Consider the following 11,872-nt stretch of genomic DNA (forward strand, 5'->3'; position numbering starts at 1 on the left):
CGCGGCCGGGCCCCACCACCCCCCCCCCCCACCCCACCCCCCCCGCCCCCCCCACCCCCCCCCGCCCCGCCCCCCCCCCGCCCGCCCCACCACCACGCGGCCGGACCACCCGCCTGCGGCGACGACCCCGGACGACCCACCTACGGCGACGGCCCCGGACGACCCAGCCCCGGACGACGCGGCAACGGGCGGCACCCCACCGGGCAGCACGGAATCGGCGACGGCTCCGGTCGGCACCGTTCCGGACGATCCGTTCACGAGGACGGCTTCAGACGGCACGGCACCGGCGACGCGGCAGGTCAGCGCCACGACCGGCATCGGCGGGTCCGTCGATCCCATCGCCGTCGCGGCGGCAGCGGGGCTCTCCCTCTTCGGCTTGCGCGCCCGCCGCCTGAGGAATCGGGTCCCCACCCGCACTCACCGCCACGGCCATCGGGTCCCCACCCACATCACAGCGCGCTCAAGGGGCTCGACGCGAGAAGAGCGAAGAAATCACAGCCGCCGGGCTTAGGTGGCCTCGGGTGGCGCCGACACTCCTCGAGGGCGGCGGCGGGAGGTGCGCGTCACGCTCTCGGATGAGCCTGCCGGTAGGCGGCCCTCAGCCGCTCCGCCGAGACGTGGGTGTACACCTGCGTGGTCGCCAAGGAGGAGTGTCCGAGGATCTCCTGGACGCTTCGCAGATCCGCGCCGCCTTCCAGGAGATGGGTGGCCGCGCTGTGGCGAAGGCCGTGCGGGCCCATGTCCGGCAGGCCCAGTTCCGCGAGCCGGTCATGCAGGGCACGACGGACGACCGTGGGGTGCACCCGGCCCCCGCGGCTGCCGAGGAACAGCGCCGGGCCGCTGTGTCCGCGTACGAGGCCGGGGCGGCCCCGCGCCAGCCATGCCTCCACCGCTCGGGCGGCGGGCGCGCTCATCGGCACCGTCCGCTCCTTGTCGCCCTTACCGATCACCCGGATCGTACGGCGGGCGCTGTCGACGTCATCGACGTCCAGGCCGCACAGCTCCCCGATCCGGATGCCCGAGCCGTACAGCAGTTCGAACACGGCCTGATCGCGGAGGGCGAGGGCGGCTGAGGGACCGTCCGCGCCCGCTCCAGGAGCGTCATCGATGGCACTCTCCCGGTCCGCTCCGGGACCGGTCCCCTCATCATCGCCCGTTCGGGGAGCCGATCTCCGGTCGAGCAGGGCGGTGGCCTCATCCTGGCGCAGCACTCGTGGCAGGCTCCTCCCCTGCTTCGGCGTGCCGAGCAACGGGCCGGGATCGGTCGGCAGCAGGCCCCGGCGGTGGGCGTACGCCGTGAACACCCGCGCCGAGGCCGTCCGGCGGGCGAGCGTCGCCCGTGACCTGCCGAGCGCATGCTGCGCGGCCAGCCAGGCCCGCAACATCCGGACGTCGAGGCCGGCCAGGTCCCCGAGCCCCATCCGTCCGGCGTGCGCGAGAAGATCGGCTATGTCGCCCAGGTAGGCGCGCACGGTGTGGCCGGACAGCCCGCGTTCGGTCCGCAGGTGCCGCTCGAACTCGGCGAGCACCGCGCCGAACGCTTCGCCGCCCTCCGTGCCGAGTATCCGCCGGCCCTCCGCGCCGATCTCTTCGGCGACCTCCACAGCCACTTCCCCGACCGGCACCGCGGCGGTCCGTTGAGCGACCTCCGCACCGGCGTCCCCGGCAGGACCCGCGCCGATGCCTTCAGTGATCTCCGTGGCGGCGTCACCGACGAAATCTGCGCCGCTCCGCTCACCGGAGGTTCTGGCGCGCTCGGCTCCGGCCTCATCGTCGCGCGTCGTAGGAATCCTCGCGGCGCACTTCTCACTCGTCCCCGCTCCGGGCGCCTCGGGTCCGGGCTCGCCGTCGAGCCGCACGCTGGTCTCCTGGTCCGCTTCCATGGCGCTCCCTCGGCGACCCGTCGCTGCCGGAACCGCGATCCCGCCGGGCGCGGACGCCGGCGGCACGGCCCACCGTACGGAGGACACCCTGCGCGACTCGGAACGGTGAGGCAAGCGCCCGCACCGTCCGACGGCTTATCCACAGAACGGAGTTCGGTCGACACGGACGGTGGGCGTTCCGGCACCGTCGACATCGGAGGTGAGCACATGCTCGCGAAGGACACGCTCGGGCGGCAGGGTGAGCAGGCCGCAGCCGACCACCTGACCCGCCTCGGCTGGCAGATCCTCGACCGCAACTGGCGTTGCGGCGAAGGCGAGTTGGACATCGTGGCCCGCGACGGCACCGAGTTGGTGGTGTGCGAGGTCAAGACCCGCTCCAGCGCCGCGTTCGGCACGCCTGTCGAGGCGGTGACTCCGGCCAAGGCCGCGCGATTACGGCGCCTCGCGATCCGCTGGCTGGCCGCTCACGGCGTCGGCCACGCCACCGCCCGCATCGACGTCATCGGCCTGCTCGCCGACGGGCCCGGCCGCTTCACCGTCGACCATCTGAAAGGAGTGTGCTGACGATGGCACTGGCCCGAACTCGCGCAGTCGCGCTGCTGGGCGTCGACGGGGCACTCGTCGACGTCGAAGGTTCTAAAGGGATACCACCTCGCCCCATGTAGTGATCAGCTTGACGTCGGCCACGCCGTTGCCGTGGCTGATCACCGTCACCTGCTTGATCAGCTTGGCAAGCAGGTCGCGGCGAACGGCCGGCGGAAGAGTGGGCCACCGCTTCATCAGGTCGCGGGCAACGGGTACGGGCGGATCGGTGAGCTGGTCGCGCTCGTCGGCGAGGCGGTCGAGGGCGTCGTTTACGGTCTGCTGCTGCTGCAACAGCTCGTCTCGGGCGTCGGCGTAGGCCGTCTCTGGCACGAGTCCTTTCGCGCGGTCCATCGTGAGGTTCGTCAGGGCCTTAGCGAGTCCCTGAGCTTCCCGCAGGAGTCGCTTCCGCTCGGCGGCTGCCGTGGTCCTCGCCGCTGACCGCGCGGTCATCAGCGCGGCCTTAGCGGTCACATCTGCCGCAGCGACCTTTTTGACCCACCCGAGGATCATCGCCTCGAGCCGCGGGCGGGCGATCCATGCCCCCTCGCATTCGCGGGAACGGTGGTACTTGCCGCACTGGAGCATGTAGCCCGGCTTCTTGACCTTGTGGTGTGTGATGGTGTGCGCGGTCATCCCGCTGCCACACCGTCCGCACTTCACCAGGCCGCTAGTCGCATAGGTAGGAGTGTTGACCCGCGGCGGGAGGTTCGCACGGCGCTTACGGTCCCGCCGGTACGCCTCCCAGGTCTTCGCGTTGATGATCGGCTCCTGCGCACCGGGATAGAAGGTGTTCCGGTCGCAGGTCTGCGGAGTCTTGCATCGGCACGCCTTGTCATGGACGCGGAGGAAGCCGGCGGGGAAACCCGTGTCGAGGAACCGGCGAACGACCCGATCCGTCCAGGGCTTACCGCCCGTCGTGTAGAGCGCACGGGAGTTCAACCACACCGCGATTTTCAGGTACGACTCTCCGCGGAGGAACCGGGCGTACATCTCCTCGACGGCCGCGCCGGTCTCCGGATTCATCCGGTAGCCGGTCTCGCACTCCCCCCGGCCACAGCCCTGCGGGCACGCCACAGACGCGTTCGTTGCCCGGTGGTAGTCGTACCCGAACCGCGGCCGGCCCGTGTGCGGCAAGCCGTTCTGCAGGCGGTTCTGATGCGCCTCTTTCCAGCCGTCGCCGATGCGCTCGGACTCCCACGCAGCGATCTCCGCGAACATGCCCCGACTGAAACGGCCGGTTGACGTCGAGGTGTCGACGTCCTCGGTCGCGGACTCCAGTCGCCCGCCGGCGGACTCGACGCGGTCAAGGTTCGTTGCCCAGCCGAGACGGTCACGACCGAACCGACTGAATTTCCAGACGACCACCACCGCGATACCGGCATTCTCTACCCGCTCGATGGCCTTCTGTACGCCCTTACGGGTGAAGTTCCGCCCCGTCGCGTCGAGGTCCTCGATGATCTCGTCGAGGATGTAGCCGCGGCGCCGGCAGTAGTCCTCAATTGCTGCACGCTGCAACTCAGGGGAGATCATCTCCTCGCGGGCGGTAGAGACGCGGACGTAGCCGACGACGCGCGGCGGCTCGTCGGGAACGGCGTGGAGGCGCGCGGCGGTCATCGCTCTCCCTCATCGAGATGAGCTAGTTCCGGCGGCAACTTGGGCGGTACTAGGCCCTGCTGCCGTAGGTGCTTCCGCCCGCGTTGGATCTCGCGCTCGATCTCGCGGACTCGTCGTTCCTCAGACTCCGCTCGGATCTTCATGATGTCGCGCTGCTCCTCAGAGAGTGCCGCCCTGGCGGAGCGGTGAGCGGCTGCAGCGTCGGACAACGCGACTTCGCGCGCCGTTATCAGTTGATCAAGACGGCGAAAGTAAGGAACCGGCGGCGCTCCACTGTTCCAGGCGGCTAGATCCTCGGGGTCTATCGGGAGACGATTGCCCTCTGCGTCGACATGGGGCAGCGGTTGATCTCCGGCGAACCACTTCGCCGCGTCCCACGTGCTCATGACCTGGCCAGGCAGGATTTCGACCTCTTCCGCGTGCCCTATTGGAAGCAATAGCTGTATCGGGGCTACCCGCAGGATCTTGGCCAGGACCACCAGCTCGATCACGCTGAGCGTGGGGCGCCGGCCGCTCTCCAGGTTTGCGATGACACTCCGCTTCATCGAGACGCCGTACTCGCTACACGCATCCGCGACCTGCTGTGCGCTCAGCCCTCGCCGGCCTCGATGCCTCTTGATCTCACTCGCCGCAACGCTGATCAACTGGCTAGCCCATCCGTCGGTTGTCACGTGAGATGACAATAAGGCGAGAGTTGACACCGCGCAAGCCCTCATGCACCCTTGTGCTCATGGATGATCAGACGGTCACCAGTTGTCATCTGAGGACACAGTCACTCGACGAGTGGATCACGCGCCTCGAATTCGTAGAGCTCGCCCGTGCTTCCGGCGTTGGCCCGGCATCCGTGGCCACGGCTAAGCGCTGGGCGCGTATGGGCATCGGCCCTCGTCCGCGCAAGTTCGGTCCGAGACTCGTGCGCTACAAGAAAGCCGAGGTCATGACGTGGCTGAGGGTCGGGAAGGCCGCATGACTCGCGACCAGGCCATCACGGAAGCGGCGCAGCTCTTGACGGACGCGTGCGCCGAGATCGATGCGCTTCCCGTTGAGGAGGTCGCCCGCGCCGCGCACACACCCGGCGGGCACACCATCGCCGAACTCGTCGAAATGGTTCGCGCGCAACGCGCCCAGGCCCGCGCCGTGAAGGTCGGGGGCGAGGCTGCGTGACCTCGATGACGTCCGGCGCGCCGCCCGGTGAGAAGCAGAACGGCCGCCCGTTCGCCCCGGACGGCCGCCCCAACGCTGATACTTCCACCAGCGCCAACAACACCACGAACAGCGTAGCGCGTGGGCTCGTCGACGAGCAGCTCATCCGCCTCGCTCAGCAGCTCGTCGAGGACATCGGCAACCGGGCTGCGGCCGACAAGGCAGCGTTCGAGCAGACATATCGACTCGGCTTCGAGTCCGGTATCGAGGTCGGCCGGCGGCAGCTCGAAGCGGAGATCCTCGCCGACGAAGAACGCTTCCGGACGCACATGAGCAGCATCACCAGGATGCGCAGCCACGCCGAACTCGAGGCGCTCCGCTGGGGCCCGGACGGCCGTGAGCGCTTCGGCGACCCGCGCCCCGGCGACCACCAGGGCGGCCCCGTCTCGTGGGAGGCGAAGTGACCGCCGCATCGGACCCCTACTACTGCCGGCGATGCGATATGCATCCGACCGCCTGCCGGTGCGAGGGCGGGCCGACCCCCGCGCACCCGGTTTCGCATCCCACAAATCCCAGAATTCGCGCGGTCGCCACTGAGGAAGCGCCGAACGCTGATTCTGGGATTTCTGGGACGCCGATCGAGGAGTGGGAAGACCCGATTCCGGTCGACGCCCCGCCGTTGCCGCCGTTCCCGGTCGAGCGTCTCGGCAAGCTCGGCGAGTTCGTGAAACACGGCGCCACGTCCCTCCAGGTGCCCCCCGATCTGCTCGCGTTCGCGTGCCTCGCCGTCCTGTCCATCTGTACGGGCGGACATGTGTACGTCGAGGTCAAGCCCGGATGGACGGAGACGCTTGCTCTCTACCTGGCGGCCCTGGCGGATTCGTCTGAGAAGAAGACGCCCGCGCTCAACCTCGCAGCACAGCCGCTCCGAGAGTGCGAGACGACACTGATCGAGGCCAAGCGCCCAGAGATCGAGGCCAAAGCCCAAGAGATCCGCATCACTCAGGCGGAGATGGCGAAAGCGGAGCAGAAGGCCGCCGGAGACAAGCCCGGCAACGCCCGCGCCGAGGCGGAAGCCGCGCGGATGCGCCTCCTCAAGCTGGGCGACGTGCCCGCCCTCCCCCGGCTGCTAATCCGGGATGCCACGCTTGAGGCGCTGTCGAAAGTGATGGCGACCCAGGGCGGCCGTATCGGGCTGCTCGCTTCCGAGGGCGGATTGCTCAAGGTCGCCGCCGGCCTGTACGGCAACAACGGCAAGGCGAACACTGACCTCCTCTTGGAGGCGTACAGCGGCGGTCCCTACACGATCGACCGATCCGGCGGAACGAACCTCCACATGCCGTGGACGTTCCTGGCCATCGGGCTGATCATGCAGCCCGGCATTCTCACCGGGATCGAGAAGAAGAACCCGGAGTTCCGGGAGAACGGCCTCCTCGGACGCTTCCTGTACTGCCTGCCGCCGCCGAGCGAATCTGACACGTTCGATGCGCCGTCGATTCCGCTCGACGTCTTCAACGAGTACGACCGGCACATCCGGGACATGCTCTGTGAGCTCTACCCGCCCATGGAAGGAAGGTTCCGGGTCGTCCTCTCGGAGGAGGCCCGCGAACTGTTCAGCGCGTACTACAACGAGTTCGCCAAGCGCCGTAAGCCCGGCGGTGACCTCCATGACATCGCCGATTGGGCGGGCAAGTTCCGCGGGCAGCTCATCCGCATCGCCGCGTGCCTCTCCCTGTACGACGACCCGCAGGGCGGACGCACCATCACGGGTGAGCGCATGGCCGATGTGCTGGCCATGGCGCCCTACTTCATCGCCCACGCCCGCGCCGTCTTCGACCTCATGGGCGCCGACCACACCGGCCGCACCAAGCCTCTCCGCGACCTCCTCGCGTGGCTACGCGCGCGTAAGAAGCCAGAGACGGAGTTCACCGCGCGGGACGCGTGGCAGGCACTCAAGGGCCGCAAGTGGGCCGCCTCGATGGACGACATGAGCGCCGCTCTTGCCGAACTGGAGGACTACGGGTGGATTGCACTGCAGCCGGCGCCTGAGACGCCCGGCCGCCGTGGTCGTAAGGCATCCCCGCGATACGAGGTTCACCCATGGATTTACGACCCGCCTAAGGAGGACAAGTGACCGCGACGGCCGCAGAGGAACAGGAACGTCGGGCACACGACATGTTCGGGCTCCGCCCGTCCGGCGCCGTCGTCTGTCCGCGCGTCGTCGCCGGGAAGCGCTGCATCGCCCACAACGGCACCGAGCTATGCGTCTGCCAGCGGCACTACCGGCTCCTCGACCACGCCCGCATCTGGCTCGACGAGACCGGCAGGCACGTGCTGACCGGTGAGCCGTACAGCGCGGCCGGCGAGGACCTCGCCGATCTCATCACAGACATGAGCGAGCTGGGGCTCGACGTGAACCTGTCTGGCCGTTCCCCGTGGAATCCGGGCTTCACGCTGCTGATCAGGATCACCAAGCGGGAGGCGACGTGATCCGCGCGGCCCGTGTCATGAAAGCCAGACGCTGCGGCGGCGTCTGTCCGTCCTGCCGGATGACGCTCATCCGAGGAACTCTGATCGCCCTCGTCAACGGCCGGTGGTGGCACGCGCAATGCGTCGTCGACCGGTCGAGGGCAAGCCCGGCCCGGCCGGCCACCACCTCAACCCCTCACACGGAAGGACAGACCGCATGACCAAGACCGCAACCGACCCGATCGCCGAAGCGCGGCAGCAACTCGACACCGCCCGGCAGGCCGAAGCCGACGCCCGGAACCACAACGACGAACTACGGCGCCGCATCCTCGACGGCGACCAGGCCGTGACCGCCGAGGACCTCGCCGACGCCGGCCACGCCCTCGACCACGCCCGCCTCGCCACCGAAGCCGCCGAACTCGCCTACGAATCCGCGCGGCGTGCCGCCCGCCTGGTCCGTCTCGACGCCCTCGCCGAGGACATCCGCGCCAACGCCGGCGACCCGGAAGCCGCCATCACCGCCGTTCGGCAGATCGAGGAAGCCGTGGCCGTGCTGCTCGCCGCGGACACCAACCGGTACCGCAACATCGCCCGATGGACCGCGGCCATGCGCGGTGAGGGCGTGCCGCAGTACGAGCCGCTCGCGAAGAACCGGCCGAACGCCAAGGGACGGATGCCGTACCGGGAGCTGTCTGCCGAACACGCCCACCTCGGATGGCAGCCCGCGGCGATGGGCCATGGAGATCAGGTGTTCGTCGGTGACCGCCGGATCGGCAGTGACGGTCACGTCGGATGGCTCATCCGCACGGCCGTCGAGCGTGCCTGCCGCCGCACCGGTGGCCGTGGCGCCGACTGGCTCGGCCTCGACCACAAGCCGCCCGAGCAGCTCGTCAGCGACCCGGAAGGGTGGATTCGTGGGAACTACTGACGACCCGATCCGGGCCTGGATCCGGCGCCGCGAGGAAGCCGCCCAGGACTCCGCCATGGCCCGCGCGCTGAGCAAGGCCGCTACCGAGCTCGGCATCGAGGACCAGGCCGACGAGCAGCCCGCGGACTACGAGCCGCCCAGCGTCGCCGAGCAGTTCCAGCAGTGGGCCCGCCACTCCGTCCACCGCGGCGGCCCTGAGCTACCACCAGCAGCCTGACCGCTCGGGCTGGTAACCCGAGATCGGGCGGACGCGTGAGCGGTTCCTCCTTTCCCGCTCATGCGTCGCGGCCACGGAACGGGACGGCCGGCCGACCGTGGCAGGCCGGCCGTCCCACTCACACGAAGGACCACACGTGACCGAACCGACGATCCCTGATCACCTGCTCATCTACCACGAGGCCCGATGGATGCCGCTCGTCGAGGACTCCTGCCGATACCCGACGCTGCGGGCACGCGAGAAGTGGCGGCAGGCACAAGACCAATGGGGCCACGGGCACGGCGTCGACCGTGCGGCATTCGAGCGGCTGCAGCAGGCCCAGCTAGCAGAGGAGACCCACAGTGCCTAGGCGAATCCAGGACGATCCGCGAGACATGCGAGAAGGCGCCGGCCAATGGCGCGCCGCACCAAGGCCAGTCGACTGGCACGCCAGGCGAGAGGCCGTCCTTGCCCGTGACCAGGTCTGCCAATGGCCGATCAGCTACGACGGCACGATCTGCGGCAGCACAGACCGCTTGGAGGTCGACCACATCAACGGCAACACCAACCACGAGCTGTGGAACCTCCGCGCGCTCTGCCAGCACCATCACCGATCCCGCACCGGGCAGCAGGGCGGACGCGCCGCGCAAGCCAAGCGCCCCAAGCGGCAGCGGCCACCCGAGCAGCATCCAGGATTGCTGTGAGTGACTGCGTGATGACCCTGGGGAGCGACCCAAGATCGTTTTTCCCAGCGGCCCCGGATCCGTTTAGCGCCTGTCCCTGTCTGGACCCTGAAACGATCCCAAGGAAGGTGATCTGAGTGGATGATCGCAAGCCACCGCCGCCGCCTAAAGGCGCAGGTCGAGCCGGTCGGAAGCTGTGGAACAGCATCGTGAAGGATCTCGATCTGGATCTCGATACGCACGAGGAATTGCTGTTGGTTCAGGCCGTTCGGTGTGCGGATCGGCTCGATTCGATGGCTGCCGAGCTGGAGAACGCGCCGCTTACGCTCCGGAACGCCCGCGGGGATGAGGTCGCGCATCCGCTGCTGGTGGAATCTCGGCAGCAGTCCATTCTGCTGTCGCGGCTGCTGGCCTCTCTGCGGCTGCCGTCTGGTCTGCAGGACGACGACATGGATCGTCCGCAGCGTCGGGGCGCGTCTCGGCGTCCGTATGGCTTCCGGGTGGTGTCGTGAAGCGCCGGCGCCCGGTCGACCCGGATCTTCCTCCTGAGCGGCTGTGGCGGTTCAGCTACCCGGACTGGAAGGACGAGGTGTCGCCGGAGGAGCAGGCCCGGTACGCGCATCCGACGTATGCGGCGTTCCGCCGCTACCGGGCCGCGTGTAACGAGTGGGCGGAGCAGCATGGGATGACGCCTGCGGAGATGCATCGGCTGGTGCCGCGTCCGGTGGTGGTCGACCGGCCGCAGTGGCGGTATCGCGAGGATGGCGACGATGCGGCGTAGGCATGGGGCGGGCGATCGGGTCTCGCTGCTTGAGGAAGCCTGCGACGCGTTCGTTCTCGCCGGCGCCGGGGCGATGGTCGGCGCGGTCCACACGTCCGCGTCGTATGCGCGTCTCGTCGAGCTGGCGGGCGAATTGGGGATGCCGTCGCCGCCTCCGCTCGCTGATTTGCGGATGACGGCCGGCGATGCGTGGTTGAGCGCGGCGAGGCTGTACCACGACGCGGGTACGTGTGGCCGTGATGGGCACTGGGTGTACCAGTGCGTGAGATGACGCGCGTGCGCGTTGGCGCCTCGCGAAACTCACGGAAAAGGGGCGGGCAGCCGCGTCCTCGCCGACTCGCTGCCCGCCCCGTCCGGCCCGCGCGGCCGTCCTCGCTGGGGGCGTCAGTCCGGCCGCGCGGAGTTCTTACTTGTCGTTGCCGTCCATCTCGTTGAGGATCTGCTTGGTCTCGTCGAGGTAGCGGCTGATGAGACGGTCGAGTTCGGCGAGTTCGGCGCCGCGGCGTAGATGGCCGGCGGTCGGCTGCTCGAGCACTTCACGGAGGCCGGTGAGCGCCTGGTCGTACTCCTCGCCGCGTGTCGACTCCGGAGGACCGGGCCGGTCGGTGCCGCTCACTCCGGGCCCATCTCGGAGACCGTGAGTGGCTTGCGCCCCTGGTCGATCAGCATGAGCTGCATGTGCAGCGCCTCGTTGAGGTCGCTGGGCGTGTCCCGCATGACGGTGGGGTCGGGACCGGCCGTCGGGTTGATACGCGAGGCGATCCACGCGCCGGTGCGCTCGTCGTCGATGTCGGAGGTTCGCCGGCCGCGCCAGATACGCCATGACCGGCCCCATTTCGCCTGGAGATCACCGAGCTGTTTCGTCTCGTCGCTAACGGTCATGCCACAGACGGTAATCCTCTTGTACATGCTCGTCTATGCACGAGCGTATCTATGTACGGCCGTACCTGGTCACCTAGCTTCGGGATCATGCGCGAGATCAAGATCGATCCTGATTCGGCGGTGCCGGTGTACCGGCAACTCGTCGATGCGCTGCGCGCTCGGATCGAGTCCGGCGAGATCGAGCCGGGCCGGCGTATGCCGAGCGAGACGGATCTCGAACAGGCGACCGGGCTTGCTCGCGGCACCATCCGGAAGAGCGTCGAGACACTCCGGGCTGAGGGCCTGATCATCACCGTCAAGGGCAAGGGCTCGTTCGTCGCCGAGCACCAGGACGACGCCACCGACTGACCACAGACGCCAGGACGCCCCCGCCCGGTCGGTCCGGTACGGGGGCGTCCTCGCGTTCGGCTACGTCAGCCGGTGCAGTGGTGGGCGATGAATGCGCTGTACGTCTTGAAGTCGACGCGGCAGAGCGGGCACACGTAGTCGGAGCCGACCGCCGCGGCCGGCCTCACTTCTTGTCCTTGCTGCGCGGGTCGGGCGCCGGGTGGCCACCCCACATACCCGCGGTCGTCGCGTTGCCCGCGTGGCTCCTGCCGGTGCCCCGCGCGGGGTCTTCGTTCGTCTTCTCTGACATGATCGGCGTAGGTCCTTCCAGGCTGCATCTGGTTGGGCTCAGGGCTCCGGTCGGTGCTGCTACACCACCGG

At 68.9% G+C, this 11,872-nt stretch carries 19 protein-coding genes; 13 read left to right on the plus strand and 6 right to left on the minus strand.

Going from position 1 to position 11,872, the window contains the following annotated elements; genetic code table 11:
• Nucleotides 1-563: 563 nt before the first annotated feature.
• On the minus strand, nt 564-1,883 hold the full coding sequence (locus AB0K82_RS39520; protein ID WP_364407290.1) for a tyrosine recombinase XerC: 1,320 nt from the start codon (nt 1,881-1,883) through the stop codon (nt 564-566).
• Nucleotides 1,884-2,090: 207 nt separating this feature from the next.
• Here AB0K82_RS39520 and AB0K82_RS39525 point away from each other — a divergent pair, with 207 nt between their 5' ends.
• Nucleotides 2,091-2,447, plus strand: a complete 357-nt coding sequence (locus AB0K82_RS39525; RefSeq protein ID WP_364407293.1) for a YraN family protein — start codon at nt 2,091-2,093, stop codon at nt 2,445-2,447.
• Nucleotides 2,448-2,519: 72 nt separating this feature from the next.
• Here the strand turns inward: AB0K82_RS39525 and AB0K82_RS39530 are convergent, their stop codons facing one another.
• Both AB0K82_RS39530 and AB0K82_RS39535 read right to left on the minus strand, forming a co-directional pair.
• Nucleotides 2,520-4,082 (minus strand): recombinase family protein, encoded by a 1,563-nt coding sequence (locus AB0K82_RS39530; protein ID WP_364407296.1) that lies wholly within the window; start codon nt 4,080-4,082, stop codon nt 2,520-2,522.
• Nucleotides 4,079-4,753 carry a helix-turn-helix transcriptional regulator gene (locus AB0K82_RS39535; protein ID WP_364407299.1) on the minus strand — a complete coding sequence of 225 codons (675 nt, stop codon included), beginning with the start codon at nt 4,751-4,753 and terminating at the stop codon, nt 4,079-4,081. The genes AB0K82_RS39530 and AB0K82_RS39535 overlap by 4 nt, the downstream gene beginning before the upstream one ends.
• Before the next feature lie 59 nt (nt 4,754-4,812).
• Here AB0K82_RS39535 and AB0K82_RS39540 point away from each other — a divergent pair, with 59 nt between their 5' ends.
• The 11 genes from AB0K82_RS39540 (at nt 4,813) to AB0K82_RS39590 (ending at nt 10,282) form a co-directional block, all read left to right on the plus strand.
• Complete coding sequence (locus AB0K82_RS39540) at nt 4,813-5,052, plus strand: hypothetical protein (RefSeq protein ID WP_364407302.1); 240 nt, start codon at nt 4,813-4,815, stop codon at nt 5,050-5,052.
• Complete coding sequence (locus AB0K82_RS39545) at nt 5,049-5,246, plus strand: hypothetical protein (RefSeq protein ID WP_364407305.1); 198 nt, start codon at nt 5,049-5,051, stop codon at nt 5,244-5,246. The genes AB0K82_RS39540 and AB0K82_RS39545 overlap by 4 nt, the downstream gene beginning before the upstream one ends.
• On the plus strand, nt 5,243-5,689 hold the full coding sequence (locus AB0K82_RS39550) for a hypothetical protein (RefSeq protein ID WP_364407308.1): 447 nt from the start codon (nt 5,243-5,245) through the stop codon (nt 5,687-5,689). Before AB0K82_RS39545 ends, AB0K82_RS39550 begins: the two co-directional genes overlap by 4 nt.
• On the plus strand, nt 5,686-7,359 hold the full coding sequence (locus tag AB0K82_RS39555) for a YfjI family protein (RefSeq protein WP_364407310.1): 1,674 nt from the start codon (nt 5,686-5,688) through the stop codon (nt 7,357-7,359). The genes AB0K82_RS39550 and AB0K82_RS39555 overlap by 4 nt, the downstream gene beginning before the upstream one ends.
• A complete protein-coding gene (locus AB0K82_RS39560) occupies nt 7,356-7,715 on the plus strand; it encodes a hypothetical protein (protein ID WP_364407312.1) in 360 nt (119 codons plus the stop codon). Before AB0K82_RS39555 ends, AB0K82_RS39560 begins: the two co-directional genes overlap by 4 nt.
• Nucleotides 7,716-7,911: 196 nt before the next feature.
• Nucleotides 7,912-8,622: a hypothetical protein gene (locus tag AB0K82_RS39565; protein WP_364407315.1), complete on the plus strand. Its 711-nt coding sequence runs from the start codon at nt 7,912-7,914 to the stop codon at nt 8,620-8,622.
• Entirely contained in the window at nt 8,609-8,839 is a 231-nt protein-coding gene (locus AB0K82_RS39570) for a hypothetical protein (protein WP_364407318.1), read from the plus strand. The genes AB0K82_RS39565 and AB0K82_RS39570 overlap by 14 nt, the downstream gene beginning before the upstream one ends.
• A gap of 136 nt (nt 8,840-8,975) precedes the next feature.
• Entirely contained in the window at nt 8,976-9,188 is a 213-nt protein-coding gene (locus tag AB0K82_RS39575) for a hypothetical protein (RefSeq protein ID WP_364407321.1), read from the plus strand.
• A gap of 25 nt (nt 9,189-9,213) precedes the next feature.
• Entirely contained in the window at nt 9,214-9,522 is a 309-nt protein-coding gene (locus tag AB0K82_RS39580) for an HNH endonuclease signature motif containing protein (protein WP_364407324.1), read from the plus strand.
• A 116-nt stretch (nt 9,523-9,638) separates the two neighbouring features.
• Complete coding sequence (locus AB0K82_RS39585) at nt 9,639-10,013, plus strand: hypothetical protein (RefSeq protein ID WP_364407325.1); 375 nt, start codon at nt 9,639-9,641, stop codon at nt 10,011-10,013.
• On the plus strand, nt 10,010-10,282 hold the full coding sequence (locus tag AB0K82_RS39590; protein WP_364407327.1) for a hypothetical protein: 273 nt from the start codon (nt 10,010-10,012) through the stop codon (nt 10,280-10,282). Before AB0K82_RS39585 ends, AB0K82_RS39590 begins: the two co-directional genes overlap by 4 nt.
• A gap of 406 nt (nt 10,283-10,688) precedes the next feature.
• On the opposite strand, the gene AB0K82_RS39595 is transcribed toward AB0K82_RS39590, so the two are convergent.
• Together AB0K82_RS39595 and AB0K82_RS39600 are read right to left on the minus strand one after the other, a co-directional pair.
• Nucleotides 10,689-10,898 (minus strand): hypothetical protein, encoded by a 210-nt coding sequence (locus tag AB0K82_RS39595; protein WP_364407330.1) that lies wholly within the window; start codon nt 10,896-10,898, stop codon nt 10,689-10,691.
• Complete coding sequence (locus AB0K82_RS39600) at nt 10,895-11,164, minus strand: hypothetical protein (protein WP_364407333.1); 270 nt, start codon at nt 11,162-11,164, stop codon at nt 10,895-10,897. Before AB0K82_RS39600 ends, AB0K82_RS39595 begins: the two co-directional genes overlap by 4 nt.
• 87 nt (nt 11,165-11,251) lie before the next feature.
• On the opposite strand from AB0K82_RS39600, the gene AB0K82_RS39605 reads away from it, so the two are divergent.
• Entirely contained in the window at nt 11,252-11,512 is a 261-nt protein-coding gene (locus AB0K82_RS39605) for a winged helix-turn-helix domain-containing protein (protein WP_364407336.1), read from the plus strand.
• 163 nt (nt 11,513-11,675) lie between these two features.
• Here the strand turns inward: AB0K82_RS39605 and AB0K82_RS39610 are convergent, their stop codons facing one another.
• Nucleotides 11,676-11,801: a hypothetical protein gene (locus tag AB0K82_RS39610; protein WP_364407339.1), complete on the minus strand. Its 126-nt coding sequence runs from the start codon at nt 11,799-11,801 to the stop codon at nt 11,676-11,678.
• Nucleotides 11,802-11,872 lie beyond the last annotated feature (71 nt).

The organism is Actinoallomurus sp. NPDC052274 (genome assembly GCF_040679475.1).
Classification (GTDB): Bacteria; Actinomycetota; Actinomycetes; order Streptosporangiales; family Streptosporangiaceae; genus Actinoallomurus; species Actinoallomurus liliacearum.